Genomic DNA, 25,897 nt, shown 5'->3' on the forward strand with positions numbered 1-25,897 from the left:
TCCTTTTAAAATCGCCATCAATGTACTGATTCTTCGACTTTCACTTATGGGCTCTTCTATTTATACGTATCTCACTTTAAGTATTGGCAAAGCCAATTAACAAAATGTGAAGTGCGCCGAAAAAATAAGACCAATCAACGCGCTATATCCCTTTTATAACGTTACGTAACACGAAAAATCAAACTAATACGTAAAATGAAACCATCATTTTGCTCTAGGAGTCACTATGCAGATTACTTTACTTGCAACACTCATCATGCTGCTTGTAGTGGCGCTCTTACTTTTTCTCGCTTCTACCGACGCCATATGCAAGGTGAAAACGCACCAGAGAAACAAGCTCAAGTCACCATTCTCGATAAGCAGTCCATCGCGGTAGACAATCCTTTCATCGGAGAAGATGATCAAGAATTTTGGATCTACGTGCAAAAAGGCCGCTTGGGTCCAAAACGAGAGTTCCAAGTGGGAGCGCACTACTTTCACGCTCTAAATCCTGGTGACAAAGGCATACTCACCTATCGAGGAACTCAGTTCATCCACTTTTCTTTACAACGTTAACGAGTCATCAGTGTTATTAAATAAGCCAAGTGGTCTTCACTAAGGTAACAACCAGCGAGTCTTCGACGACTGTGACAATAACCAGCTAGTAGCCAGCGCACCTGCACCGCTAATGATTATCCATAGTGGTATTACCCATGCTGGATGCCCCTGATGCCAACCAAACTCTTTCATTGGCCAAAGGAAAATTGGGTGAAGCAGATAAATACCCAAACTATGCTGGCTGATTACGCTCACCACTTTCTTCGCACCTTCTGATAATGATTCTCCAACAGCACGGCACAACACGAAAACCATACTAGCCGCCACCACTACATTAAGCGTTTTGTATGAGAACCAGCGACCGACACTGTACTCACCAGTTGCGAGACTGAGCTCAACTACCGAATTCACCGTAAAGTAGAAAGAAACACCACCTAAAACAACCGCTAACCCGACCGTTACTGGATTAATCGGAAGCTTCTTATAAAGCAGATATCCAAGCGGTAAATAGCCTGTATAGAGCCAAATCTCATAGCTCCAAGGGCCATCAATGTGGAACAGGAATAACGTTGTGGTGATTAGCCACATCCCAAGATAGACATACCAAGCCGTGTCATCCGTTCGTTTCATCAACCATTGCAGCACAGGAATAACAAAATAAAGCGGGATGAAATAGTAGAAAAAGCCCAGATGGTAATACGTCTCATGGTGCGGGCTATTTTGCAGTACTTCCACTGCTAACGCAGAATCGAAGCCAGCAGAACTCCAGCCAGAAAGGTAGGCATAGAAGACAGACCAAGCAATAAAAGGAACGAGTACCTTTCCAAGACGTCTTTTAACGTAATAACCAAAATCAAAAGGACGCGTATCACTCAGCATCAAAGCACCTGAGATCAAAATAAACACAGGTACAGCCCAACGAGTCATGCCGTTAACCGTAACAGCCGTAAGCCACTCACCATAAGGAATCGAGTTCTGTAGCTCCCGATAAGGGGCTAGAACATGAATCGCAATCACCGCCACCGCAGCCACACAGCGCATTAAATCAAAAAATATTACTCGTTTTGTCATTCAATGATTCTCTCTTATCAATCTGCACTCGAAACCATTTTTCATTTACAACTATAAAGCACAATTAAAATAATACGTCAGTCAGTGGTAAACCTTAGTCAACATTACACTGATTGAATATCAGGGAATAAACAAACAGAGAAATTAGACGTAAAAAAAGCCCTCATCGGAGGGCTTAGTGTTAGAACTCACTTCGGTGCACGAATTTAATGCTCACTGCTAAGTCTTGGTAAACGCAATGAGATGATGCTGGTCACAATTAAAAAGGCTAATGACACCCATAAACAGGCGGCTAAACCACTCACCTGAAAGAGATAACCAGACAATATGGTCCCAATCAGTCGTCCCATCGCATTAGCCATGTAGTAGAAGCCGACATCAAGAGAGACACCGTCTCCTTTGGCGTAGCTGACAATTAAATAGGAATGAAGCGATGAGTTTACCGCGAATACAGCGCCAAACAACATTAAACCAATCACGATCACCCATTGAGGATGCCAGTTTTGGCTGATACCCAACGCCACAGCCGCCGTTACGATACTTAACCCTAAAGCCCAACGAAACGCAGCATGCCCATCAGGAACTCGCCCTTGCGCCTTGCCCGTAATTCTTGGTGCTTGGCTTTGCACAATACCGTAACCAATCACCCACAAGGCTAGGAAACCGCCCACCCAGAGGTGATCCCACTCGAACACCGTTCCCAGATAGACCGGCAGAGCAACCACAAACCAAACGTCACGAGCACCAAAAAGAAACATTCGAGCCGCAGAAAGAATATTCACAGCCGGAGACTTAGAAAAAATCTCAGAGAACTTGGGTTTGTTCTTCGCTTTACCCAGCTCCTGTTTAAGCCCTAACAAGCTACCAATCAGCACAAGTGTCAAAACTGCAGCCATCAGCAGTACCGCACCTTTAAAGCCAACCGCTGTTAACAACAAGCCGCCAAGGAAAAAGCCTAACCCTTTTAACGCATTTTTTGACCCAGTTAATATTGCAATCCAACGATACAGAGCCCCCTGTTGCTCATCAGGCACCAGAGTCTTAATCGCACTTTTCGCGCTCATTTTGTTGAGGTCTTTTGCGATACCAGACATCGCCTGAGCAGCCATTACCCATGGGATCGTCAACCAAGCCGGAGGAACAGCCAGCATAACCAGCGCGATGATTTGCATCGCAAGGCCAATATTCATCGTTCTGTTCAGGCCAAGCCTTGCACCTAACCAGCCGCCAATCAGATTGGTCACAACGCCGAAGAACTCATAAAACAAGAACAAAGAAGCTATGGCTAAGGTCCCATAACCCAACTGATGGAAATACAACACCACCAGCATTCTCAATGCGCCATCCGTGAGAGTGAAGTTCCAGTAATTGAACGTCACTAACATGTATTGGCGGATCGATGAATCCAAATTTGAAATCACTTTCAACATAATACTGATCCAAAGGGAGATTTGGGATCATGATGATCCCAAAGCTTGATTAGCTGATCACAGCCGCGACGTGTTCAACATATTCACGTTGCTCGGGCTTGGTGAACGCACCCGGACGTAGCGCTTGAACTTGAGAAATAATGGTTTCCAGTTCCCAGTTCATATCCAGCAACAGATGCGCCGCTAATAATCCTGTACGGCCAGACCCCCCCATACAATGCAGCGCAACTTTATCGCCTTTTTTGAGCAGATTGCGAAGCTGTGGACTTACGGTTGGCCAATGCTCAGCAAACCTATCATCAGGCACCGCATCGTCTTCAATCGGCAGGTGAATCCAAGAGATACCATTGGCTTGCGCGATAACGCCAAGCTCTTCAACGTGTTTTTCATGCATCTCTTCACGGGTAATGGCAGTGACAATCGCTTTCACACCGCTTTCTTTTAGCTGCTGAATACTTTCCGCTAAACCCAGCTCTTTGGTGCCCGGACAAGGCATCAATACTAACGCTGATGAGTCAACAGCGAGCTCCCAAGTAGGGTGAACCTTGGTTGAATTAGACATTATTGTGCCTCCCCTACTTTACGAACGAGTTCTGCCGTACGGGTTGCGTAGCCCATCTCATTGTCATACCAAGCATAGATTTTCACCATGCGCGTCCCAACAACCATAGTCGATAGAGCATCAACGATGGTTGAACGCTGGTCACCACGATAGTCGATAGACACTAACGGCTTCTCTTCAAAACCTAGAATGCCTTTTAACTCACCTTCAGAGGCTTCTTTTAGCAGAGCATTAACTTCTTCCGCTGTGGTATCACGTTTCACATCGAAAATGATGTCCGTCAGCGATGCGTTCGCTAGTGGAACACGTACTGCGTGGCCATTAATTTTGCCTGCCAGTTCAGGGAAAATTTCCACGATAGCGGTTGCACTACCTGTTGTGGTTGGAATCAAACTCATGCCACATGCGCGTGCACGACGTAGATCTTTATGCGGCGCATCAAGGATAGTTTGAGTGTTGGTTAAATCGTGAATGGTGGTGAAAGAAGATTGCTCGATACCTAATTTCTCATGAATCACTTTTACCACTGGTGCAATACAGTTTGTGGTACAAGAAGCCGCCGTCACAATACGATGCTGTGCTGGGTCAAAAATGTGGTCATTGACACCCACAACAATATTGGCGATACCTTCTTCTTTCACAGGTGCTGAGACAACTACACGCTTTACACCCTGCTCAAGATACTTGTTGAGGAATGAAGTCTTACGGTGAACACCTGTCGATTCAATCACCACATCACAACCAGACCAGTCAATCGCAGCGATATCGCGCTCCTGAGTCGTTTTGATGCGCTTTCCAGCAATGACGATTTCATTGCCTTCTGCGGCAACTTCATGGTGCCAGCGACCTTGGATAGAATCGAATTCCAACAAATGCGCCAGTGTGGTGGCATCACCTGCCACATCGTTAATTTGTACGAACTCTAACTCAGGCCAATCGTACGCAGCACGCATCGCTAATCGACCAATACGACCAAAGCCGTTAATACCCACTTTAATTGTCATTCTCTGTTTCCCTAATATCTGAAATTAAAAAGCTTTTGCAGCAAGCGGTTCTTTTAATAAGAAGCGCATGTGGAACAATTCGTTAGCAGCAAGACGGTCTGTCTGTCATATCTCTCAAACGTTGCGTATCGACACTGTATTGCTGCTGTAAACAGTTTGAATGCTTCAAACCATCGATAATCTTGTTCAGCCACCCAGGTAACTGATCAGAAACCTTGTAGTACACCCACTGCCCTTGACGTTCGTCAGTCAAAACACCCGACTGACGCAGCTGGGCAAGATGACGAGAAATTTTAGGCTGGCTTTCATCAAGCGCATGCGTTAACTCACACACGCACAACCTTTGTTCTCTTGCGATTAGCAGTAAACATCTCATTCGAGTTTCATCTGCAAGTAGTTTAAAAAACTGATGAGGTAACATAGCTATCTCCCATATATACGGATATGTGAATATATTAGATATAAAAAAGCACGCGTCAATGCGCGTGCCGTTACTGTCATCAAAAATTCATCTAACCCAAACTACAGGGGAAATTTCGCTGTCTACTAGCTAGTTGGAAGGATTACTTATACTTCGGCTTATACCAAGCTACTTGTCTCTTGGCTCCAACGCTGTGCTTCGTTGAGATCTCGTGCCACATCTTCATATGAAAGCCCGAGTAACTCGCAGTAATCCTGCACACCTTGCCAGTCTGCTTTTTCAAAGCATTCTTCGAGATTTAGCAACTCTCCAAATGGTCCTAATCGCTTATTCAACGCTTCTTTAACAGACTCTGTCAGTGGCAATTGTTCAACAATAACGTCAAGAGAGATATCTAGCATCGCATCCAGCACCGAGAATAAGCCGATTAGAAAAGCTTGATCTTTGTGTTCATCAAACTTGCGGCGGGTAGCGGTGAGTTGACAGAACTGCGCTCGCTGCAACGACAGGTTATACAGTTCTTTAGGTTTATGATTGGAAATATAAGAAGCAACCGCCAGTGATACGAAGATCTTGAGTCGGTCCTGACCAAGATAAACCAAGGCCTGACGAAACGAAGAAATAGGTACCTCAATGCGTTCCGTTATGCTGTTGACAAAACAGAGTAGCTTATAAGAAAGCGCGACATCTTTAGCCACCAGCTTTTCCACTCGTACAAAGTCGACATGCGGTTTACACACTTCTTGGAAAAGCTGCATAGCCACAATGTGTTTTGGGCTCACATAACGTTGCTTGATGATTTCAGGCTTACTGAAAAAATAGCCTTGGAAAAATCGGAAGCCTGCCTCTCGCGCTGCACGGAACTCATCTTCCGTCTCAACTCTTTCCGCGAGATAGCGTTTTCTGCTGCCTCTGGCGAGTTGTTTTTTCACCATCGCACAAGCAGCATCAATCCCCATCGCCATAATATCGAGCTTAATAATTTGCACGTAAGGCAGAAATCTTTCCCACTCAGGCGAATAGACAAAGTCATCCAGTGCAATTAAATAACCTTCGTTATTCAGTTCAATAATTGCTTCCAGAAGCTCATCCGTTGGACGGCAAGTTTCCAGTACTTCAATCACTATTTTTTGCTTAGGAAGAGTCAGTGGCAACCTACGTATCAGGCTGTTATAAGGGAAGTTGATAAAGCAACGAGAGTTATCAATCGCAGGATTGATCCCAATCGAAAGAAAGTTTTCAACAATCAGACGATAAGTAGCACGATCAGCATCCACATGCTGAGGGAAACTATTTTGCTCGCCGTCACGAAACAACAACTCATACCCTAGAGTGTGTCGTTTCGAATTTAATATCGGCTGTCGTGCTACATAAGTGGTGTACATATTACCTTCAACGAATACAGTTCAATTAAGCTCTATTGAGTGCTCAACATTTGCAATTACACTCATAACTATAGAAGTAAATGGCCAAGGCAATTCAACTCTATACGATCAGTGAACAACTCACTACGACTGCTTAATTTTTACTCTCCACGAGGACAACAAAAATAACATCAATCGGTCTAAAAGCAAGTAGGCAGATCGATTGCATTTCCGCCTAACTCCCTTATTCTTAACATTCAATTTCAGCCACGACGGCTTTCTAGCACGTAAATTATGAGCCAAAAAAATACAACCTGTCACTCTTATACGCAAGAGTCAAACTTTTCCCAACGTATCGAAAATGAAATCAAAGCATTGTGGGAACAGCGACAAGAAGGATTTCTGCAATCATTTGATAGAAAACAACTTTACTGGTGCAAAATCACATCCCAAGAGCACAGCAAAGCGATAGTGGTCGTGAATGGCAGAATTGAATCCTGTTGGAAATACCAAGAACTGTTTTACGATCTCTTCCAGCAAGGCTATGACATTTATTCTTTTGACCATCGCGGCCAAGGCTTATCTGCTCGTTTAATTGACAACAAGCAAATGGGATATGTGGATGAATTTGAGCATTATCTTACAGATATGAACGATCTGGTTAAGCACTTTAACCTCAACCATTATCAACAGCGCTTTGTGCTTGCTCACTCGATGGGCGGCGCAGTGAGCGCACGATATCTACAAACACATCCGCAGCATCCTTTTGATGCCGTCGCTTTTAGTGCTCCGATGTTCGGTATTAACGTTCCATGGCAGATTCGTCCAATAGCCATCACCCTGACTCAGGTGTTAACCGCAACGGCCAGCAAGCCAACCTATGCACCCGGTTATACAGACTACTATCCAAAACCTTTTGAGGATAACCCTCTGACTCAGTGTGAAGTCCGCTATCGCTGGTTCCGTGAATTATATGAGCAGAAGCCTGAACTGAAACTGGGAGGGCCAAGCACTCGCTGGGTATGGCAAAGCTTAATGGCAACTAAGCAGTGCATACAGCTCACAAGGCAGATCACCATTCCGACATTAGTGCTGCAAGGTGGCAAAGATACCATCGTCAGTAATGCCGCACAGATAAAGTTTATCGCCCGATTGGCCAAGACCAACCCGGACAGCGAGCTGTTGATGATTCTTGATGCAAAACACGAAATTCTTTTTGAGAAAGATGAATTCCGCAATCAGGCATTGGATGCAGTACTGAAGCATTTCTCCAACGCAGTAAAAGCCGCTGATTAAGTTGGCTATAAGCAGCAATCTTGTCTGAGAACAAATAGGGAAATGACGGATAAAAAGGTTTTCCCTCTTTTTTCGATCCTTTTTGGCATACACTTAAGTCCAATGAACGGCAATTAATGACGTAGTTAAGAGAGAGACATGAGCGTAGTAAGTAACGAAAACCCAATCAAAATCGTGGCTTCTGATCTGGATGGCACCCTATTGGCGCCGGATCACAAGCTCAGTGCTTTCTCGAAGAAAACGCTAAAAGAGCTGCATGCAAAAGGCTTCACTTTTATTTTTGCAACAGGACGTCACCATGTTGATGTCGCGGGTATTCGCGAAATCGCAGGTATCCCAGCTTATATGATTACCTCTAACGGTGCTCGCGTTCACGATCAAAACGATGCTGAGATGTACAGCAAAAACGTACCTCAGGATTTAGTACAAGCGATCATTGATTTAGTTAAAGAAGATAAGCGAGTTATCACTCATATCTACCGCAACGATACTTGGATGATGAGCCGTGAAGATGAAGCTTTACACGCTTATCACAACGAATCTGGCTTCCATTATCAGCTGTTTGATATCAATAACGCTCCTACCGACGGTATTGCAAAAGTCTTCTTCACTAATGAAGACCACAACCATGAAATGCTGGTTGTTTATGAGAATCTGATTAACGAAAAATTCGCAGGTCAAGTGAACGTCGCCTTCTCTACTCCTTATTGCTTGGAAGTGATGGGCTCTGGCGTTTCTAAAGGTGACGCGCTTAAAGCGGTGGCTGAATCTTTGAATCTGACGTTGGATAACTGTATCGCATTTGGTGACGGCATGAACGATGTAGAGATGCTATCAATGGCTGGAAAAGGTCTGGTGATGAGTACCGCTCATGAGAAAGTCATCAAAGCGCTGCCAGAAATCGAAGTGATTGGCAGCCATGCGGATGACGCTGTCGCGCATTACCTTCACGAACACCTGTTTTAACTGACAGGCCATCCTGAAAGAGTACAAACCGTTTTTTAAAGAGTCCCCCTACTCTTTAATCAGGCAGCACACGCTGCCTGTTTTTTTAGCGTGCAGAGTTACCCAACTCTTCTTTACTGAAAATTGCCTGCCACTCTTGCTCTGACACTGGCATGATCGACAAGCGGTTGCCTTTTTTCACTAACGCTAACTCACTAAGCTCAGGCATAGCCTTTAGTACACCAAGTGGAATCACACGTTTTGTCTTACGTACAAATTCCACATCCACCATAACCCAGCGTGGATTTTCCGGGCTCGACTTTGCATCGAAATAATCACTTTCAGGGTCGAATGCAAAATGGTCTGGATAGGCTTCACGCACGACTTTGGCAATCCCTGCGACACCGACATTTTTGCAAGATGAATGATAAATTAGAACTAAATCGCCAATTCTGATGTCATCACGTAACATGTTTCTCGCTTGGTAATTTCTCACCCCTTCCCAGCAGGAAACTTGTTGGATGCGTAAAGTATCAATAGAAAAGGTGTCTGGTTCAGTTTTGAATAACCAATATGCCATAATGAAATCCGTTCGTTTTTGCCATGAGGAAAAGCAACCATGAAGGTGCTGATTACCCCAATTGCCATTTTATCGGCTTGTCTTTTACAAGCTTGTTCAACAACGTCATCTGCGCCTGAGTCTATGCAAGATAACGTAAAAGCCAGTTTAGATCAGCCTTCCAGCGTCAAGCCTCAGACTTTCATCGTGCGCGGAGAAGTTGTGATTGGCAGTGACACACGGACGTTCACACCTTGTGGCAGCAACCAGCAATTCTTGCTCGATATGCCTGCCTCTTTAGTGCAGCAAACAATGAAGCTTTCTCATTCACCTTATCAGGCGATGTACGGTGAACTGATTGGTCATTTAACACCACCGAGCAAAACCAGCTACAAAGGCGACTACAGTGCGAAATTTGTGGTAGAGAACATCAATATCATCAGTGCAGAAAACCCTAAGCGCTGCCAACGGCCAAGTTCTCCCACTACCGCGTTCGGTACTGAACCAAACTGGAACATTAAGCTGGGTAAAGACAAATTAACTTTCCAGCCGATGGGTGAAGAACCACAGGTCACCACGTTAAAAGGCAGTGAAATTTCACCGGCCACACGCCATTACCAGTTCAAAGGCGGTCAACTTACTCTTGTACGTCAAACCTGTTCTGATGGCATGAGCGACAGTTTATACGGTTGGTCTTCCAACCTCACCTTGGCCAATCGCAGCTACAAAGGCTGTGCAACATTAGGCAACAGTGATCCGACACTATCATGGACAGGAGAGTACTTCGCCAGCTCGACACAAAACACCGACTTTAGTGTCACCCTCACGCTGAGCAGCGACCACACAGCAACCACTGAATACACTTATAGCAATGGCGATCCCGCTATAGTTGAAAAAGGCTATTGGCAACAACTGAATCAAACACAAGTACAAGTGGTGATGACTCACCACCAGCAGCAATACTTGGTATCCGAGCGAATTTTCACCAAGCAAGATAAGCAGCTTATTTCTGAGAAAGAACGGGTGGGCAACATCGTCTATCCGATTGCGAACGGTGGCTTAGTTCTGTTTTCAGCCAAAAGCACAACCGAGTAATTCAAAGTATGTCGTTAGATTTAGTGTCTCAAGCTTCAAACTGTGCGTGCCCCAAATGCGGATTGCGTTTGCAATGCGTCTGCCAAAACATCCCGACGTTGGACAGCGACATGCCATTGTCTCTGCTGATGCATGAAAATGAGTATCTGCGGGAAACCAACACAGGAAAATGGCTGCTTGAAGCTCTGCCTTTGTGCCAAGAGTTCAAATGGAGCCGAGTGGAAGAAAACCGATCGCTTGTTGCAAGAATTAGCAACAGTGAATACCTCTCTTTTCTGGTGTACCCCAGTGAAGAGAGCATTCCTTTAGATGTGGCGTTAGAAACCGCCAAACAACACGGTAAGAACGCGCATTTTATTATTCTTGACGGAACCTGGCAGGAAGCGAAGAAAATGGAGCGCAAAAGCCCGTGGCTGGATGATGTTCCAAGAGTCCACCTTACCCCAAGTCAGGTATCAAACTACCAGCTGAGGCGTAATCAAAGCGAAGGACACCTGTGTACACTAGAGGTTGCCAGCGAAATTTTGGCGATAAGCGGAAACCTTAGTGATGCAGAAAAACTCAATCATTTCCTCGCCCATTTCAGTAAGGTTTATCAGGCGGATAAAAGCGGGCATGTTTATTAATGTCTGCTGGTAAGCAATGTCCGCTTGTAAGGCGAGAAAACTAGGTTAGACGGCTTGGCTGACCAAGATAGAAACCTTGTAAGTAATCAATACCCATATCCTCACTGATTCGGCAAACCTCTTCATTGTGAACAAACTCGGCAACCGTTTTTGCATCGAGCACCTGACATAGCCTGACAAGCTGCTGGGCAATTTTGCGTTGCTTGACGTCTTTATCGATATTACGAATCAGGCTACCGTCGAGCTTAATTATTTGAGGTTCTAACTTCACAATCTCGTCAATATTGGAATAACCGCATCCAAAGTCATCGACAATGATTGAAGCCCCCAGAGAGCGGAAATGATTACACACTTCAATCATGTGCCCGTAATCTTTGATTTGCTCCGTTTCTAACACTTCCAGACCGACTCTGGTTGGGTCAGCCAATTTCTGGATTGCGTCTTCTAAATGACGAAGCGTTTTGTCACTCATAAAATCTTGTGGCGACAAATTGATAGAAAACGACTCACTGCGAGAATGCATGAGTTCAAAAGTACGAGATATCATCTGACGGCTTAAGCGCGAATATAGATGTGTCCCTTCCACAATAGGAAGGAAGCGCCCCGGTAGTATGATTTCACCGTTGTCTTCGATACGAACTAAGCATTCATAAGACGACAACTCATGAGTTTTAGCTTTTACTATCGGCTGCGCAAATACCTGTACATTCTTTCCAAGCACAGCTCTGCTCACACATGAGAGCCAGCTTAACTGCTCCTGCCGAACCTGATCTCGGGTTCGTAAATCACTGGCACAGTAGAAATGGCGATTCTGATTCTGCGCAAATCGGCGCGCTTCAATTGAACGTAGCAAGAGCTCATCTTTTCCTAAATTAGGAAAGTCTCGGCGACTAATAAAGCCGGCACAAAGCGATACTGATAAGTAATCCACCTCTGGCAAACCATAAGGCTCAAAGTTGAAATTTTCTAACTGCTCAACAAACATTGAAAATTGCTGGTGGATATATTCGCTATCAAAATCACTGCGGAACACGCATGCCCACTCACCCACCCCAATGGCGTATAAGTTACTGCGCCCCGCCAGCATTTTATTCATATACTGCTGAAAATGGTCACTGAGATCTTGCAGCAGTTTATCACCCACTTGGTAACCGTATTTCTCGTTAATAAGGCTAAAGTTGGTTAACTTCAATGTGATCAAATGATCGTTATTTCCCATCAATGCCAAACGTTCATGCAAAACTTCTCTGTTCGGTAATCCTGTGCGTTTATCGACTCGATAACTGGCAGTGAGTAATGATGCCTGTGTCTGAATCTTCTTCTCCAGATTACGATTCATCCTGTCTACATCAGCTAAAGCATTACGAATAAGACTAAATAACGGAGCGATAACGTTATGACCTTGCCTTTCTTCAGCAGGGGTCTCAGCACTGATCTGCGCCTCACCTTCTCTCAAAGCCAAAAACGTCAAACTGTGGTGCAACATTTGTTGATGTTCACCTGTGCGAATCAGCTCACCTGCGCAGTAACAGCCGTAACAATTAGCCACTTCCTGTAATGGGATAAGCTCTGTATTTCCATGCATAAACTCAAGACGAGACAAGCAGTTATAGACAAATATTTGATCAGGTTGAAATTTCTGTAAACGCTCAGCACCAAGCTGAACTTGCCCAAGAGTTAATGAAGGATGATCAAAACAAAAACGAACTTTATCGCCTACCTTTAGCTCACGGTTTAACAAAATGCCGTTTTCAGAGAAGCTTAACGGCAAATAAACATCCTGTTTCTTACTTTCACCTTTAATCAAAGGAAAATGTTGCAGTAATTCTAAAGGTACAGATTTAGAATCACCCAAATAGCGGTCATAAACAGTATGAACAGACTCACCATCTAAACTTTGTAAGTTGCGCCCCGTGGCTTTAGTTACCGTTAATTGTCGTCCTATAGGATTCCACTCTGTGTAACACTCACTGGTCAGATGCAAAGTGTCACTATGGAATGCCACGCCAACAATGGCATTTTCGAAAAATTCGTTACCTAAAAGAACCCATCGGCCACCATCAGTCCGACTTGAAGCACCACCAAAAATAGGAACTGGCGAAAACTGGCTGAATTGAGTAATTCTCTCCTGTCGAGCAAACTCCATACGACTGGCAAAGCAGATAATCGCTTTGGAATTACTTTGCAAATTCAGTTTCTGGGCAAAATTAGAGCTATCGGCAAGCAAATGGTCGGTGTAGTTCACCACCGCCGAACTGAGTGACACGTTCTTGAAATGGGTAAAGACGAGCAAAGTGGCATTTTTGTGAATCGAGCCTTGGTGAATCACATTTGATGAGCTCATACCAATAATATGAGCGTTGGGATATACATCCAAAAGTTGGTTAGCGATTTCAACCACTTCGCTTGGTGGCTGACTTGAAAATAGCTGAATAAGTGTAATGCCATCATGAGTAACAGCATTTTCATCAACAACACTCTTTACAGATTGTTCAGCAGTGATTAATAGCGATGACGTGAACATGAACGTTGGCTAGCCCGACTAATGGAGAAAGATTCACATCAAAGCGTTATGAATCTTTTGTTATTATTGTTAATAATTATACTGCATGGACGCATAGGTATGTCATCTTATGAGTTGTGATAATTGCTCTATTTGATTAATTTCGAGATCTGGAAGGATTTTAGCCTTACGCGTTGCAAGTAATGTGAGACCTCGATCATTATACCAACACGCTTGAAAGCCGTGCTTCTTAGCCCCCATCACATCTTTTACGGGATGATCTCCGACATGCAAGATGGATTGCGCGGGCAAGCCTAAAAATTCCTGCGCACGTAAAAACATATCCGGATACGGTTTTGCATGTCCGTCAGGACCGGCTCTTAGTATCAGCTGAAAATACTGGGCTAAACCGATTTTCTCAGGGTCAACATTGCCATTAGTAATCGCCACCAACGGAATTTTAGCAGCAAGTTCGGCAAGGACTCTGTGTGTCTCATCAGGCACATCCACTAAGTTTCGCAGCCGATGTACTTCCAGCATCGCATCGGTAGCCGCGATACGCGCATCGGTTTCCGAATAACCTAACAGTATCAAGCCTTGACGAATTTGCTCAAAACGCCACAAGCTCACATCATGCGGCAACCAAGGGTCATCCTTAGCTAATTTGGCTTTTAGTGCCTTCCACCATACTAATGGTTTGCTCGCCGTCACTGGATGATGTTGAAACAGCCAAAGAGCCACTTGCTCTTCGACATGATGAATGACTGGACGGTTGTCATAAAGGGTATCATCCAGATCAAATGTCATCGCCTGAATGGGTGAAAGGCTGCGATAAATTTGCATCACTCACTCCTTATCTTTGTTTTGCTTGCGCTTATGAGCTCTTGGATGGGCTTGGTCGTAAACCTGAGCTAAATGTTGGAAATCCAAGTGAGTGTAGATTTGGGTTGTCGAGATATTCTCGTGCCCGAGCAACTCTTGCACAGCCCTAAGGTTATTACTTGATTCCAGTACGTGTGTGGCAAACGAGTGACGCAATTTGTGAGGGCTAATATGACTAGGAACCGCTTGTTTCTGTCCCCACTCGGCCATACGTTTTTGCACACTTCGGTGAGAGATTCGGCTACCCAGCTTAGAGACAAATAACCCGTCTTCATCTGCGTTTGCTAGCTGCCCACGAATTTTCAACCAGTTGTTCAGCCACTCTTTCGCCATTCCAGAAAAAGGAGCGACACGTTCTTTGTTCCCTTTACCGACAACACGTATTTCACCAGCGCTGAAGTTAACGTCTTTGACATTAATCGATACCAGCTCAGCCAAGCGCAAGCCAGAACCATACATCAACTCCATAATGGCGCGATCACGAATAGACAGAGGGTCATCTTCATTCACTTCGAGCAACTGCGCCATTTCATCCACATCAAGGTTTTTCGGCAAAGGACGCTTTTTCCTTGGCGCAGACACCCCTTTGGCGGGATTGGCATTCATTTCGCCACGCAATATCAGAAAATCAAAGAAACTACGCAGTGAAGAAAGACGAGTGGCGATGCTGCTCTCTTTCATTCCCGAACGCATACCTTTACTGGCAAGCTGACGCACCCAACCGGCATCAACATTTATCCAACCGTCGACGCCGACAGACATGAGATACAAACCCATGCTCTCTAACTGCTGCTTATAGTTTCGCTGCGTATAAAGACTCAGGCCTTTCTCACTGCGTAAGTACTCGTAAAAGCGTTCTAGAGGCTCAGCAAAGTTAGTTGACAAATGAGGTGTTGATTCGCTCATGGGACTCCTGCTGCCAAGGTAAGGTGTCGATTAAATGAGAAACGACTAAAGCAAGATGGCGCAAGAACAGAGTATCCATAGAAGGTTGGAAGTGACCGCCGTCTTCACTAGCAAACGCCAATATCCCCAACGGGTTACGTTTAACTAACGGCAAAATCACGTAAGAGCCCATTTCGGGTGCAAATCGTTCTTCACCGACCAATTTTCCACCAAATAACTGTTCACCAAACAGCAGATGGCGATCAGCTTTTCTCAGGCGGCCAAGGTAAGCGCTTTTGCCATTAAAATGATTGGTCGAAAAACGGCTCCACTGCTCTTTGGATAAGCTGTACTTAGTATCTTGATTGTTCAGCAAACGTACATAACCAATCAGGTTCAATGTACGCGCCTTCTCTTCAATCATGGCACAGACGTCGGCAAAGCATTCACATTTTAATATCTGTTCTTGCAGATCCATGAACTCATGAAAAGTACGATCATTACTCGCAGCTAAAGACATCAAAGAAGTAATTTCTTCTTCTAAATCTTCAATTCGCTGACGCTGACGAGCCATTTGAACGTGAACTAAAGAAACCGAGCCAGACTGCTGGCTCGGTAAAGATAAGCGGTCCACCAACTCTGGGCGGTGCTTAAAAAAGTCTGGGTTATCTTTTAGATACTCAGCAACCACTTCTGCTGTCAGAGCATCTGCTTCCAGTTGTGACAAAACGATGTATTCCTTAACAACAATTCATCCCTTAACTCAGTGGCTTCTTCAATGCAGCCACAAGGGAAAATGAGATTAGCAGGAAACCTGACCGTCATAGACGTGAGTCGCAGGACCTGTCATGTATAACGGATAGCCTAAACCTTTCCACTCGATTTCTAAACGGCCGCCCGGTAGATGAACAACCACTTCGTCATCCAGCAAACCTTGCAGAATACCCACAGCGACTGCCGCACACGCGCCACTTCCGCACGCTTGAGTTTCTCCTGCGCCTCGCTCATAAACACGAAGCTTCACTTCATCACGGCTAACCACTTGCATGAATCCAGCATTGACTCGTTCAGGAAAACGCTCATGGGACTCAAGTAATGGACCTAACGTTTCCACTGCTGCTGTGTCGATATCATCAACAACAGTGACCACGTGTGGGTTACCCATGCTGACAGCGCCGCAAAACAGGGTCTGGTCTTCAACGCGCATGATGTAAGTCTTTTCCATCTGCTTGGCGCGGAAAGGAATTTTGCTTGGTTCGAACTCAGGAACACCCATATTGACAGTGATATCATCGCCATCACCGACATTTAGGATCATCTTGCCCTTTTTGGTGCTGACGCTGATGCTGTACTTATTGGTTAAACCTTTCATACGCACAAAGCGAGCGAAGCAACGGGCACCGTTCCCACACTGTTCTACTTCACTGCCATCAGCATTAAAAATGCGGTAGTGAAAATCCGTTTCCGGATCATAAGGGGCTTCAACCACTAACAGTTGGTCAAACCCCACACCAGTATGACGATCCGCCAAACGGCGGATCAAGTCTGGAGAAAAATAGGTGTTCTGAGTAATGCAATCCACAACCATGAAGTCATTACCCAAACCATGCATTTTAGAAAAGTGGAAGTGCATAATAGGTCACTTTACTCCGGCAAAATATTTTCTAGAGCCCATAGGCTACTTAATTCTTCACGCTTACGCACAAGGTGAACCTTATCGCCATCAACCATCACTTCCGCCGCTCGGGCACGAGTGTTGTAGTTTGATGACATGGTAAAGCCATAAGCCCCCGCAGAACGCACTGCCAGAAGATCACCCGCTTCCAATACCAAAGAACGGTCTTTACCTAGGAAGTCGCCAGTTTCACAAACTGGGCCAACTAAATCGTAAGTTGTTGGCTCACCTTCACGAGGAACCAGCGGAATGATGTCTTGCCAAGCTTGGTAAAGCGCAGGACGAATCAAATCGTTCATTGCCGCATCAATAATGGCGAAGTTCTTGTGTTCAGTGTGTTTCAGGAATTCGACTTTGGTTAACAACACACCCGCGTTAGCCGCAATCGCACGTCCCGGCTCAAAAATCAGCTCAAGGTCTTGATGGTTCTGCAAACGAGCAAGCAGTGCTTTCGCATAGTCAGAAGGTTGCGGAGGTAGTTCATCGCGATAGATAACACCTAAGCCACCACCCACATCAAGGTGCTTAATCTTGATGCCAGAAGCGGTTAATTCATCAATTAACGCCAGCAGACGATCTGTTGCATCAATGAAAGGTTCAATCGCTGTAAGCTGAGAACCGATGTGACAGTCAATACCGCATACCGATAGATTCTCTAAGCTTTGAGCTAGACGGTAAGCGTGTGGTGCGCGGTCAAAAGCGATACCAAATTTGTTATCGCGCAAACCTGTCGAAATGTAAGGGTGAGTTTTAGCATCCACATCAGGGTTAATACGCAGTGAAATCGGCGCTTTCACACCAAGCTCGCCCGCGACTTTGTTCAAACGTTCCAATTCTGGCTCTGACTCTACGTTGAAGCATTTAATCTTCAGCTCCAAAGCACGCTTCATCTCTGCTTCGGTTTTACCCACACCAGAGAACACCACTTTAGCCGGATCACCACCAGCAGCGATAACACGTTCAAGTTCACCGCCCGAAACGATATCGAAGCCAGAGCCTAAACGAGCTAATGTGTTCAAGACACCAATGTTTGAGTTTGCTTTCACCGCATAACACACAAGGTGCGGATGATCTGCTACAGATTTATCAAACGCATGCCAGTGACGTTCTAATGTTGCGCGAGAATATACGTATAAAGGAGTGCCAAACTGCTCCGCAAGTTGCGTTAAAGCGACGTTTTCCGCCCAAAGCTGGCCATCATCCTGATAATTGAAGTAATCCAAAATTCTTTCCCTTATTTTTTCATTCGTTATTTACTAGAGCGTTATTTGCTCTGCTCACTGTTTTGAGCGTCGTCTGGCATATAGAGTGGCCCTGTTTGCCCGCACCCTGCTAATGCAAGTGCAGACAAAAGAAATAGTGCTGTAATGGACTTTTTCATTTTGCATATCGTGATTATTGATTCAATGCCCCCTATAATCGCACCACAATCAGGAAAAGCAATAGGACAGATAGGATGAACGAGACTGAATTTCATCAACTGGTCGATAGCCAGATGCAAATCATCGAACAAGCCATTGATGATTCGGGTGCCGATATCGATTATGAAACGACGGGTAACGTGATGACGTTAGAGTTTGACGACCGCAGCCAAATCATAATCAACCGCCAAGAGCCGATGAAAGAGATCTGGCTGGCATCTAAATCAGGCGGTTTCCACTTCCAGTGGCAAGACGAACAATGGATCTGCTCTAAAACGGGTGTTGAGCTTATCAGTATGGTTAAGCAAGAGTGTGAAAAACACGCTGGCGAAGAGATTGACTGGGAATAAAACCCTGCGCCTTACGTGAAATGTTCCCTCTTCAAAGGACAATGAGCAAAAAGAGCACCTAGGTGCTCTTTTTTACTTTGATTCTGATTATGTTCATCTGAAGATGACTACCGTTACCCGTTGACCGCTTTCGATGGTCGGGAATAAAGCGATGAGTCGTTACGATAAGGCACAACGTATGTTTCGCCTTCTACCGGATGAACAATCTGGTAATACTGAGGCAAATTGAAGTTGATCAGTTGAGAGGCCAATTCATTATCATCACGAACCGATGTGTAGAATGAGTTCACGCTGGCGATCATCTCATCTTTCTCACCGTTGAACTGGTGATAGAGTTCTACGCGGTTGTTTTCATCTAATACGTAAATATTGAAGCCCTTCTCTGTATCTTCAAAAAAGAACTGCACCAAACCTTCGCTGGCAAATCCATCAACCACATCAGGCAGTTGATAATCTTCATCACGGTCAAGCATCAACAACGGTGAGCCTTTCAGCTTGTTGGATGAAATGCTGCGGTAGAAATCCACCGAGTTCTCAAGTTTTTGTACCGACACACCTCGACGTTCAAAGAACAGACCGTACATCTGGTCGCCAATACGCAACGCTTTGAAACGACGGCGCTTCTCTTGCTCAACTGGTTTCAAACGTAAATCGATACATTCAGCCAGTAGCTGATAGACCAGATTACGCATCACGCCACGTAAGTTCTTGCTGTAGCAGAACACATCCACCGATTCTGGTGGCAAAGCGTCTTGGTGCATTTTACCGAGTACCGTTTTAAGGGCATCCATCATAGCGGTTTCACCCTTAAAGTGTAGGGTACGCACTTCTTGCCATGAATTTCGGTACACCAAATCGACACTGCCGACTAAACATTTCTGTTCTGCACCAAAGCTGAAAATATCCGCGTTCTTCAAGTCAACTTTCAAAGACTTACCGCTTAAATCCGCAGTAGGGTCATTTTCAAAGTTGATGAACATCGCCAACTGGCTAATTTCACACGGGCTCGCCAATGCTTGCATCGTTGGGCGACGTTTACGCAGCGAGAAGGTATTCCGCAAATCACTCACCATCTGGTAGAACTTATCAATATCCAGATGAGCGCCGCGAACCACAGAGTGCAAACGCGTCGATTCGGTGATCATGCCGTTAAAGAATGACCAAGCGACGAGCTTACTGAGGTATTCGTTGTGCTCTAGGTAAGGCTGACCAATGATGCGGTGCGCTTCGATTGGTTGCTTATAAAGATACCAGCCTGCTTTGTTAGTTCGGCCTTTACTCACCTCGATGAAGGTTAAGTCTGGCTCATGCAGGTCAGGAGAAATCTGTGGGTTTAGCAAGGTAACTTTGCCCGGCAGAACTTCAAAAGCCGCGTATAACTTACGCGCCAGAATCGAAATATCTTGTGGGCTAATTGCCGATGTAATGTCATTACGGCGCGCAAACTGAATCAGGTTACGATAGCTAAGCATCAATGCGTCAAGTAGTGAGTGGTGAACCACTTTCACTTGCTCAACCTTCCAATGGCGGCGGTTATCCAGCTCTTCAATCACAGAGCGAGACCATCCCCATTGTTGAGTCAATTCACCAAGAGCCTCACGACGCCACTCAACAGAACCGACACCCGGCTCACGAGACAGCTTTTCATGAGTTTTGAGATAGAAACAGCGGCGCACCAAGTCTAAGCGTGTATTGTCACCAATTCGTTCCAGATAACGCGTCACTTTTTCCAGCATCAGATAGTATGAGTCCATACTATAGAGGTCAGGATCATGAGCAAAGAAACGACGCTTGCTGTCGACACTCAATAACTGAGTTTGTGGGTACTCCCACGAATAAGCCTCTAGGAGTATCGCCTTCATAACCGATTTGTACGGTGAGTCGATACTCTTATACAGCTGCCATAAGTTCGCACCAAAGTACTCTTCTGCAGGGATATGGTTAAGCTGACCGAAGTCAATCCATTCTGAGCAGTCGATATAGGATTTTGAACACAGCTGAGTGACGTATTCGTCGTAGCACTCTTCCATCTCTGGCGGCACAATTTGCCACAAAAGACGCTTACCAGCTAAACGTACTGCCGAGCGATAAAACTCATCCAGTAACAGCATGTGTTGTGACGAGCCACAGTTTTCGCCCGTCATCGCGTCTGATTGTTTAGAGCGGAATCGTTGCTCATCCATCAAGAAGAAGTTTGCTTCTACACCTTGGCTCTTAGCCCAATCCGTGATCAATAAACACTTATTGGTTAAACGTTCACGCGCTTCACAACCCATCAAAGAGCTAACACATACCCAAATATCCAAATCACTAGACGTGCTTTGACCAATAGACGATGTACTGCCCATGGTATACAGACCCAAAATTTCTGTGTGTTCTGTTGTTTTCAAAGGTTGGTTTAGCGTTAATTCCGCGTCACTAACAAACTGTTGCTGAACATCATTAAGTTCAAAACATTGAATGCCATATGGAACTTCGTTACTGAAATAACCTGGAATAAGCGGATGATTGTAGTGAAATAAAGCGGGGATCAGGTGGAATACTCGCTGACTTTGCAAATCCATAAGAGCCAGCGCACGCTGAATGCGTTGCCGGTTTAACTTGTCTAATCTCTGGATTAACGTATGTGTGTAAGCCTGCAAGGTATGGTCCTTGGTTGAAACAAAAATGCGCACTTTGGTTGCATTTCACACTAAAGCGCCATTAAAACGTGATCAATTTAACACTTTAATCAGCACTGGTAAAGCGTTCTTGGTACTATGTCACACTAAAGTATTATTGAATAAGATGGCTTGAAAGCCCGTCAAATAAGCGTTGTAACTATCCACCGTAAGTAAATAATAAGAACCGTCAATATAGAGTGTCACTCGTCACACTTACTCCTCCTTTTTTCGTAATAAAACACCACAAGCACAAGACAAAGAACTAGTAGTGAAACTTTATTTTTTCCAGTGGTAGACTAGGAACCTGTAAATCTTCTAGGTCAATTGCCTTCAAACTTATATTTTTATCAGGATTACCATGACACAGACAACACCTATTCGAATCGCGACTCGTCAAAGCCCACTGGCTTTATGGCAGGCTCACTATGTAAAAGATGCTCTACAAGCTGCCCATCCGGGTCTCGAAGTTGAATTGGTAACCATGGTAACGAAAGGCGACATTATTCTAGACACACCACTAGCAAAAGTGGGCGGCAAAGGTCTATTCGTAAAAGAATTGGAAGTTGCCATGTTGGAAGATCGCGCAGATTTAGCGGTGCATTCAATGAAAGATGTTCCTGTCGATTTTCCTGAAGGCCTTGGCTTAGTGACTATTTGCGAACGAGAAGACCCTCGCGACGCTTTTGTGTCAAACACTTACGCTTCTATCGATGAATTACCACAAGGTGCGGTGGTTGGTACTTGTAGCTTACGTCGTCAATGTCAGCTAAAAGAAGCTCGCCCTGACTTAATCATCAAAGAGCTTCGTGGCAACGTCGGAACGCGCTTAGGTAAGCTAGATGCTGGTGAATACGATGCAATCATTCTTGCAGCCGCAGGTTTAAAACGCCTTGAGCTGGAAGAGAGAATCCGCAGCTTTATTGAACCAGAACAATCCCTTCCAGCGGTTGGACAAGGTGCTGTAGGTATTGAATGTCGTCTGAATGATGAGCGTCTGCTAAAACTGCTGGCACCGCTTAACCACCTTGATACAGCTGACCGTGTGAAGTGTGAGCGCGCAATGAACCTGACATTGGAAGGTGGCTGTCAGGTACCTATCGGCAGCTATGCTCTTCTTGAGGGTGATGAACTTTGGCTGCGCGCTTTAGTCGGTGAGCCGGATGGCACAACCATTGTTCGCGGTGAAATCCGAGGCGCTCGCCAAGATGCCGAAAGTTTAGGTATCGAACTTGCTCACCAACTTCTCGATCAAGGTGCCAAAGAGATCCTCACTAAGCTTTACGCTGAACACGAATAAACTCTGACAGCAGAATAATAGATGGTGGCTAAGTAACTGATGGCGGTATTGGTAACGCGCCCCGAGGCGCAAGGCATAGAGTTGTGCCAACAACTCGAAAATGTGGGTCTCACCGCCCTACACCATCCTCTAATGACTATCGAGGCAGGTACCGACCTGCCTCACCTTCTTCCCGATATAAAGCAATGTGATACCATCATTGCGGTCAGTCAGCACGCTGTTGATTTTAGTGACCAACATTTGAGACAACAGCAATCAAATTGGGCAACATCAACAAGATACCTTGCCGTTGGTCAAAAAACAGCACACCTTTTAAGCAAAGTCACCGGACAATCAGTAAACTACCCTCACGTCAGTGATAGTGAGCATCTGCTTGAACTGGCAGAACTACAATCAGTCTCTGGGCAGAAAATTATTATTTTGCGCGGAAACGGCGGACGTGAACTGATACATGAAACACTGAGTGAACGAGGCGCTTTGGTGGCCTACAAAGAAGTGTATCAACGTAAAGATTTGCCTTTTGACGCCAGTGCTTATTGCAAGCAATGGCAACAGCAAAACGTTGATACCCTAATTATTACCAGTGGTCATCAATTGGCTTTTTTTATGTCTCAACTAGATAACCCTTCAATGGCGTCGTGGGCTCATCAGTTGAAGCTATTGGTACCAAGCGAACGTATCGCCAATGATGCAAGAACAATGGGATTTGAACACATCGTTGTTACTCGCAGTGCAGCGAACCAAGATTTAGTGGCCGCTCTCCAGCCATAACAAACAGGACTCTCAGCAATGACAAGTAAAAAAGATAATCCGCAATCAGAACCGGAAAAAAACCAAGAAACACTTTCTACTGCTGCTCCAACTGAGACTTCGTCTGACTCAACTTCGTCAGACTCTACTTCGTCAAATACGGACTCAAAAGAAGCACAATCAAAAGCGGAAACCGCACCAACTCAAGAAGCTTCTCCAGAGATCAAACCAACAGAGCCTAAGCCAGCAAAAGACAACGTAAAATCCAATGCTGAGCAAATGAATAAGTTAGACAAGCAAAGCAAGAAAGGAACAAAACTGGCAACCGTTGCCATTGTTCTTGCCGCGCTGCTAGGCGGTGGTCTTGCAATTCAGATGCAGCAACAACAAACGCAGTACGAAGCACAAATTGCAGCACTGCGTTCCGAGTTAAATCAAACTCGCAGCGCCGTTGATTCTCAGCTTGCAGAAGTGACCCAACAAGCAGCAGCCAAAGCGACTGAAATTACTCATCGCGCAGAAACCGTGCTTGAACAGCAGCAAAAAAGTATCCAAAGCTTGCAGCTAGCCATGGCTGACGTCAAAGGTCGTCGCCCGAATGATTGGCTATTGGCAGAAGCTGATTATCTAGTAAAACTGGCCGGACGTAAGCTGTTCCTTGAGCACGATGTGGAAAGTGCAACCCAGTTGATGGAAAGTGCCGATCAGCGTATTGCTTCATTGAATGACCCAAGTTTAACGCCACTGCGTAAAGCAATGGCGAATGACATTACCAAACTAAAATCCGTTCCCCTGATTGATCGTGATGGTCTGGTTCTTCGTCTGATTAGCCTGCAACAACAAGTCGATGCCTTACCTCTGGCAAACGCTATCTTGCCTGACGCACCACAAGAGACACAACAAGTCGTCTCCGATGACATCAATAACTGGCAAGACAACTTGATGACCTCACTGAAGGACTTCGCAGAAAACTTCATCACTTTCCGCACTCGTGATGGCAATGTGATTCCACTACTCTCTCCTGAGCAACATTTCTACCTGAAAGAAAACGTGAAGGCGAAGCTGGAAACCGCAATTAAGTCTGTTTATGTGGAACAGCAAGAGATCTACACCACTTCACTAAAAACGGCTCAAGAGTGGTCAACGTCATTTTTTAATCAAAATGACAATACCGTACAAACCTTCCAATCGACACTGGCTAAACTAGCTGAACAAAAGGTTCAGGTTGATTACCCGGTAAAACTGGAAACGCAAAAACAGTTGTCTGATGTAATTAGTGAGCGCTTACGCCGCGAAGTGACTTCGGTGATTAAGGAGGACAAAGAATGATTCGTTTAATCTTTCTTTTCGTTGTCCTTGGTGCGGGACTGTTCGTCGGCACTCAATACGCAGGGCAACAGGGTTATGTTCTCATCTCAATTGCCAATAAAACCATTGAGATGAGCGTTACAACTCTGGTTATCTTTGTTATCGGCGCTCTGGCTGTGCTGTTCGCGCTTGAGTTTGTTGTGAAGAAATTCTTCTACATGAGCTTCACAACCTGGAACTGGTTCAGTATCCGTAAGCAGCGCCGCTCTCGTCGTTATACCAACCAAGGTATCATCAAGTTACTCGAAGGTGACTGGAAACAGGCAGAGAAAAAAGTAACACGCTGGGCAAGCCACCACGATATGCCTCTGCTCTGTTATCTTGTCGCTTCTGAAGCGGCAAATGGCATGGGTGACCGCGAAAAACGCGACCGATACCTAGAGATGGCGGCAAAACAAGAAAATGCGACCTTAGCCGTCGAGCTGACCAGAGCGAAGCAACAAATCAGCGATGGTGATTACGACAAAGCAACGCAAACACTGACGACTTTGCAACATCAGCATCCGAATAACACCATCATCTTGAACTTGTTGAAGCAAGCTTACCTTCAGCAAAAAGAGTGGGCTCCTCTGCTCGAACTTCTGCCTAAACTAGTGAAAGCAAAACGCCTAACAGAACAAGAAGCAGAAAAACTTACATTAACGGCTCAGTGCGGCGCTCTAGAATCGATTGCCAGCCAGAAAGGTACAGAAGGCCTGCTTGCACACTGGAACGGTTTAGCGCGAAAACTAAAGGCAGAACCAGTATTAGTTAATGCCTTGATTCAACAACTGATTAAGCGCAAAGCTGACAATGAAGCATTCACCTTAATCAAAGAGAATCTGAAGAAGCAGGCAACACCTGAGCTTTATGCTTTGATCCCTGAACTCAATATTAGTGACCGCTATCCTGCGATTGTTATGTTGAAAGATGCTGTGAAGAAAAACGACAGCAATGCGGAAGCTCATAGTGCTCTAGGACAACTCTATTTCCGCGAACAGGAATGGAAACTGGCACAGGAACATCTGGAAAAAGCCTTATCGCTCCGCTCTAGTGTTTCCGATTACGCTTATTTAGCCGATGCTTTGCAACAGCAGAACATGACTCATGCTGCTCACGATGTTACTCGTAAAGCGCTAAGCCTGTTAGAAACAAACTAAAGCGTGTTCTAAAAAGCAAAAAGCCAGCAACTAAGCTGGCTTTTATTTTGTTCT

The 25,897-nt window shown here is 45.1% G+C and carries 24 protein-coding genes and 1 pseudogene; 10 read left to right on the forward strand and 15 right to left on the reverse strand.

The genetic code is table 11. The features are described from left to right. The first annotated feature begins 226 nt into the window (after nucleotides 1-226). Nucleotides 227-555 (forward strand): annotated as a pseudogene (locus P4S58_RS14640) (DUF2500 domain-containing protein). Between the two features lie 39 nt (nucleotides 556-594). On the opposite strand, the gene P4S58_RS14645 reads toward P4S58_RS14640, so the two are convergent. From P4S58_RS14645 to P4S58_RS14670, 6 genes are all read right to left on the reverse strand, one after another. Continuing rightward, a complete protein-coding gene (locus tag P4S58_RS14645; RefSeq protein ID WP_102962991.1) occupies nucleotides 595-1,608 on the reverse strand; it encodes an acyltransferase in 1,014 nt (337 codons plus the stop codon). A 206-nt stretch (nucleotides 1,609-1,814) separates the two neighbouring features. Further along, nucleotides 1,815-3,038: an organoarsenical effux MFS transporter ArsJ gene (arsJ, locus tag P4S58_RS14650; protein WP_102962992.1), complete on the reverse strand. Its 1,224-nt coding sequence runs from the start codon at nucleotides 3,036-3,038 to the stop codon at nucleotides 1,815-1,817. 49 nt (nucleotides 3,039-3,087) lie between these two features. Beyond that, nucleotides 3,088-3,600, reverse strand: a complete 513-nt coding sequence (locus P4S58_RS14655; protein WP_102962993.1) for a cyclin-dependent kinase inhibitor 3 family protein — start codon at nucleotides 3,598-3,600, stop codon at nucleotides 3,088-3,090. Continuing rightward, nucleotides 3,600-4,604, reverse strand: coding sequence for an ArsJ-associated glyceraldehyde-3-phosphate dehydrogenase (locus P4S58_RS14660; protein ID WP_042488023.1), 1,005 nt, complete (start codon nucleotides 4,602-4,604; stop codon nucleotides 3,600-3,602). Before P4S58_RS14660 ends, P4S58_RS14655 begins: the two co-directional genes overlap by 1 nt. A gap of 82 nt (nucleotides 4,605-4,686) precedes the next feature. Next, the gene (locus P4S58_RS14665) at nucleotides 4,687-5,025 is read right to left on the reverse strand and encodes a metalloregulator ArsR/SmtB family transcription factor (RefSeq protein WP_102962994.1); all 339 of its coding nucleotides are present in this window, start codon (nucleotides 5,023-5,025) and stop codon (nucleotides 4,687-4,689) included. 158 nt (nucleotides 5,026-5,183) lie between these two features. Beyond that, nucleotides 5,184-6,410 carry an EAL and HDOD domain-containing protein gene (locus P4S58_RS14670; protein WP_102962995.1) on the reverse strand — a complete coding sequence of 409 codons (1,227 nt, stop codon included), beginning with the start codon at nucleotides 6,408-6,410 and terminating at the stop codon, nucleotides 5,184-5,186. A gap of 273 nt (nucleotides 6,411-6,683) precedes the next feature. Between P4S58_RS14670 and P4S58_RS14675 the strand changes: the two genes are divergently transcribed. Both P4S58_RS14675 and P4S58_RS14680 read left to right on the forward strand, forming a co-directional pair. Next, nucleotides 6,684-7,685 (forward strand): alpha/beta fold hydrolase, encoded by a 1,002-nt coding sequence (locus tag P4S58_RS14675; RefSeq protein ID WP_102962996.1) that lies wholly within the window; start codon nucleotides 6,684-6,686, stop codon nucleotides 7,683-7,685. Between the two features lie 138 nt (nucleotides 7,686-7,823). Continuing rightward, complete coding sequence (locus tag P4S58_RS14680; RefSeq protein ID WP_102962997.1) at nucleotides 7,824-8,651, forward strand: Cof-type HAD-IIB family hydrolase; 828 nt, start codon at nucleotides 7,824-7,826, stop codon at nucleotides 8,649-8,651. A gap of 85 nt (nucleotides 8,652-8,736) precedes the next feature. Here the strand turns inward: P4S58_RS14680 and P4S58_RS14685 are convergent, their stop codons facing one another. After that, nucleotides 8,737-9,210: an EVE domain-containing protein gene (locus P4S58_RS14685; protein WP_102962998.1), complete on the reverse strand. Its 474-nt coding sequence runs from the start codon at nucleotides 9,208-9,210 to the stop codon at nucleotides 8,737-8,739. Between the two features lie 39 nt (nucleotides 9,211-9,249). Here P4S58_RS14685 and P4S58_RS14690 point away from each other — a divergent pair, with 39 nt between their 5' ends. Beyond that, nucleotides 9,250-10,284, forward strand: coding sequence for a COG3650 family protein (locus P4S58_RS14690; RefSeq protein ID WP_102962999.1), 1,035 nt, complete (start codon nucleotides 9,250-9,252; stop codon nucleotides 10,282-10,284). Nucleotides 10,285-10,292: 8 nt separating this feature from the next. Further along, nucleotides 10,293-10,910: a tRNA-uridine aminocarboxypropyltransferase gene (locus P4S58_RS14695; RefSeq protein ID WP_102963000.1), complete on the forward strand. Its 618-nt coding sequence runs from the start codon at nucleotides 10,293-10,295 to the stop codon at nucleotides 10,908-10,910. A 40-nt stretch (nucleotides 10,911-10,950) separates the two neighbouring features. Here P4S58_RS14695 and P4S58_RS14700 read toward each other — a convergent pair whose 3' ends face one another. The 7 genes from P4S58_RS14700 to lptM all read right to left on the reverse strand — a co-directional run bounded on the left by P4S58_RS14700 (nucleotide 10,951) and on the right by lptM (nucleotide 18,236). After that, the gene (locus P4S58_RS14700; RefSeq protein WP_102963001.1) at nucleotides 10,951-13,434 is read right to left on the reverse strand and encodes a bifunctional diguanylate cyclase/phosphodiesterase; all 2,484 of its coding nucleotides are present in this window, start codon (nucleotides 13,432-13,434) and stop codon (nucleotides 10,951-10,953) included. 102 nt (nucleotides 13,435-13,536) lie between these two features. Continuing rightward, a complete protein-coding gene (gene yigB / locus P4S58_RS14705) occupies nucleotides 13,537-14,256 on the reverse strand; it encodes a 5-amino-6-(5-phospho-D-ribitylamino)uracil phosphatase YigB (protein ID WP_102963002.1) in 720 nt (239 codons plus the stop codon). A 3-nt stretch (nucleotides 14,257-14,259) separates the two neighbouring features. Next, nucleotides 14,260-15,201, reverse strand: coding sequence for a tyrosine recombinase XerC (gene xerC / locus P4S58_RS14710; protein WP_102963003.1), 942 nt, complete (start codon nucleotides 15,199-15,201; stop codon nucleotides 14,260-14,262). After that, the gene (locus P4S58_RS14715) at nucleotides 15,170-15,907 is read right to left on the reverse strand and encodes a DUF484 family protein (RefSeq protein WP_042487995.1); all 738 of its coding nucleotides are present in this window, start codon (nucleotides 15,905-15,907) and stop codon (nucleotides 15,170-15,172) included. The genes xerC and P4S58_RS14715 overlap by 32 nt, the downstream gene beginning before the upstream one ends. Nucleotides 15,908-15,982: 75 nt before the next feature. Next, complete coding sequence (gene dapF, locus P4S58_RS14720) at nucleotides 15,983-16,813, reverse strand: diaminopimelate epimerase (protein ID WP_042487992.1); 831 nt, start codon at nucleotides 16,811-16,813, stop codon at nucleotides 15,983-15,985. A gap of 11 nt (nucleotides 16,814-16,824) precedes the next feature. Further along, entirely contained in the window at nucleotides 16,825-18,078 is a 1,254-nt protein-coding gene (gene lysA, locus P4S58_RS14725; protein ID WP_042487990.1) for a diaminopimelate decarboxylase, read from the reverse strand. Nucleotides 18,079-18,119: 41 nt separating this feature from the next. After that, the gene (gene lptM / locus P4S58_RS23715; RefSeq protein ID WP_414628718.1) at nucleotides 18,120-18,236 is read right to left on the reverse strand and encodes an LPS translocon maturation chaperone LptM; all 117 of its coding nucleotides are present in this window, start codon (nucleotides 18,234-18,236) and stop codon (nucleotides 18,120-18,122) included. A gap of 75 nt (nucleotides 18,237-18,311) precedes the next feature. Here lptM and cyaY point away from each other — a divergent pair, with 75 nt between their 5' ends. Continuing rightward, nucleotides 18,312-18,626, forward strand: coding sequence for an iron donor protein CyaY (gene cyaY, locus P4S58_RS14735; RefSeq protein WP_042487987.1), 315 nt, complete (start codon nucleotides 18,312-18,314; stop codon nucleotides 18,624-18,626). Nucleotides 18,627-18,739: 113 nt separating this feature from the next. Here cyaY and P4S58_RS14740 read toward each other — a convergent pair whose 3' ends face one another. Continuing rightward, nucleotides 18,740-21,268 carry a class I adenylate cyclase gene (locus P4S58_RS14740; RefSeq protein ID WP_102963004.1) on the reverse strand — a complete coding sequence of 843 codons (2,529 nt, stop codon included), beginning with the start codon at nucleotides 21,266-21,268 and terminating at the stop codon, nucleotides 18,740-18,742. A 379-nt stretch (nucleotides 21,269-21,647) separates the two neighbouring features. On the opposite strand from P4S58_RS14740, the gene hemC reads away from it, so the two are divergent. From hemC to P4S58_RS14760, 4 genes are read left to right on the forward strand one after another with little or no spacing between them, the layout of a single operon-like run. Beyond that, nucleotides 21,648-22,586 (forward strand): hydroxymethylbilane synthase, encoded by a 939-nt coding sequence (gene hemC / locus P4S58_RS14745; protein ID WP_102963005.1) that lies wholly within the window; start codon nucleotides 21,648-21,650, stop codon nucleotides 22,584-22,586. A gap of 39 nt (nucleotides 22,587-22,625) precedes the next feature. Then, entirely contained in the window at nucleotides 22,626-23,357 is a 732-nt protein-coding gene (locus P4S58_RS14750; protein ID WP_102963006.1) for a uroporphyrinogen-III synthase, read from the forward strand. 18 nt (nucleotides 23,358-23,375) lie between these two features. Beyond that, nucleotides 23,376-24,665, forward strand: a complete 1,290-nt coding sequence (locus P4S58_RS14755; protein ID WP_102963007.1) for a uroporphyrinogen-III C-methyltransferase — start codon at nucleotides 23,376-23,378, stop codon at nucleotides 24,663-24,665. Then, nucleotides 24,662-25,843, forward strand: coding sequence for a heme biosynthesis protein HemY (locus P4S58_RS14760; protein ID WP_102963008.1), 1,182 nt, complete (start codon nucleotides 24,662-24,664; stop codon nucleotides 25,841-25,843). Before P4S58_RS14755 ends, P4S58_RS14760 begins: the two co-directional genes overlap by 4 nt. The last annotated feature ends 54 nt before the right edge of the window (nucleotides 25,844-25,897 follow it).

Origin of the sequence: Vibrio sp. Hal054, assembly GCF_037162405.1 — a bacterium.
GTDB classification, from domain to species: domain Bacteria; phylum Pseudomonadota; class Gammaproteobacteria; order Enterobacterales; family Vibrionaceae; genus Vibrio; species Vibrio diazotrophicus.

Coding starts and splice junctions, on each gene's coding strand:
- P4S58_RS14675 (WP_102962996.1), top strand. CDS start 6,684: ATGAGCCAAAAAAATACAACCTGTCACTCTTATACGCAAGAGTCAAAC.
- P4S58_RS14660 (WP_042488023.1), bottom strand. CDS start 4,604: ATGACAATTAAAGTGGGTATTAACGGCTTTGGTCGTATTGGTCGATTA.
- P4S58_RS14655 (WP_102962993.1), bottom strand. CDS start 3,600: ATGTCTAATTCAACCAAGGTTCACCCTACTTGGGAGCTCGCTGTTGAC.
- P4S58_RS14700 (WP_102963001.1), bottom strand. CDS start 13,434: ATGTTCACGTCATCGCTATTAATCACTGCTGAACAATCTGTAAAGAGT.
- P4S58_RS14695 (WP_102963000.1), top strand. CDS start 10,293: ATGTCGTTAGATTTAGTGTCTCAAGCTTCAAACTGTGCGTGCCCCAAA.
- P4S58_RS14760 (WP_102963008.1), top strand. CDS start 24,662: ATGATTCGTTTAATCTTTCTTTTCGTTGTCCTTGGTGCGGGACTGTTC.
- P4S58_RS14755 (WP_102963007.1), top strand. CDS start 23,376: ATGACAAGTAAAAAAGATAATCCGCAATCAGAACCGGAAAAAAACCAA.
- P4S58_RS14665 (WP_102962994.1), bottom strand. CDS start 5,025: ATGTTACCTCATCAGTTTTTTAAACTACTTGCAGATGAAACTCGAATG.
- P4S58_RS14685 (WP_102962998.1), bottom strand. CDS start 9,210: ATGGCATATTGGTTATTCAAAACTGAACCAGACACCTTTTCTATTGAT.
- hemC (WP_102963005.1), top strand. CDS start 21,648: ATGACACAGACAACACCTATTCGAATCGCGACTCGTCAAAGCCCACTG.
- arsJ (WP_102962992.1), bottom strand. CDS start 3,038: ATGTTGAAAGTGATTTCAAATTTGGATTCATCGATCCGCCAATACATG.
- yigB (WP_102963002.1), bottom strand. CDS start 14,256: ATGCAAATTTATCGCAGCCTTTCACCCATTCAGGCGATGACATTTGAT.
- P4S58_RS14750 (WP_102963006.1), top strand. CDS start 22,626: ATGGCGGTATTGGTAACGCGCCCCGAGGCGCAAGGCATAGAGTTGTGC.
- P4S58_RS14680 (WP_102962997.1), top strand. CDS start 7,824: ATGAGCGTAGTAAGTAACGAAAACCCAATCAAAATCGTGGCTTCTGAT.
- P4S58_RS14645 (WP_102962991.1), bottom strand. CDS start 1,608: ATGACAAAACGAGTAATATTTTTTGATTTAATGCGCTGTGTGGCTGCG.
- cyaY (WP_042487987.1), top strand. CDS start 18,312: ATGAACGAGACTGAATTTCATCAACTGGTCGATAGCCAGATGCAAATC.
- P4S58_RS14690 (WP_102962999.1), top strand. CDS start 9,250: ATGAAGGTGCTGATTACCCCAATTGCCATTTTATCGGCTTGTCTTTTA.
- xerC (WP_102963003.1), bottom strand. CDS start 15,201: ATGAGCGAATCAACACCTCATTTGTCAACTAACTTTGCTGAGCCTCTA.
- P4S58_RS14670 (WP_102962995.1), bottom strand. CDS start 6,410: ATGTACACCACTTATGTAGCACGACAGCCGATATTAAATTCGAAACGA.
- dapF (WP_042487992.1), bottom strand. CDS start 16,813: ATGCACTTCCACTTTTCTAAAATGCATGGTTTGGGTAATGACTTCATG.
- lptM (WP_414628718.1), bottom strand. CDS start 18,236: ATGAAAAAGTCCATTACAGCACTATTTCTTTTGTCTGCACTTGCATTA.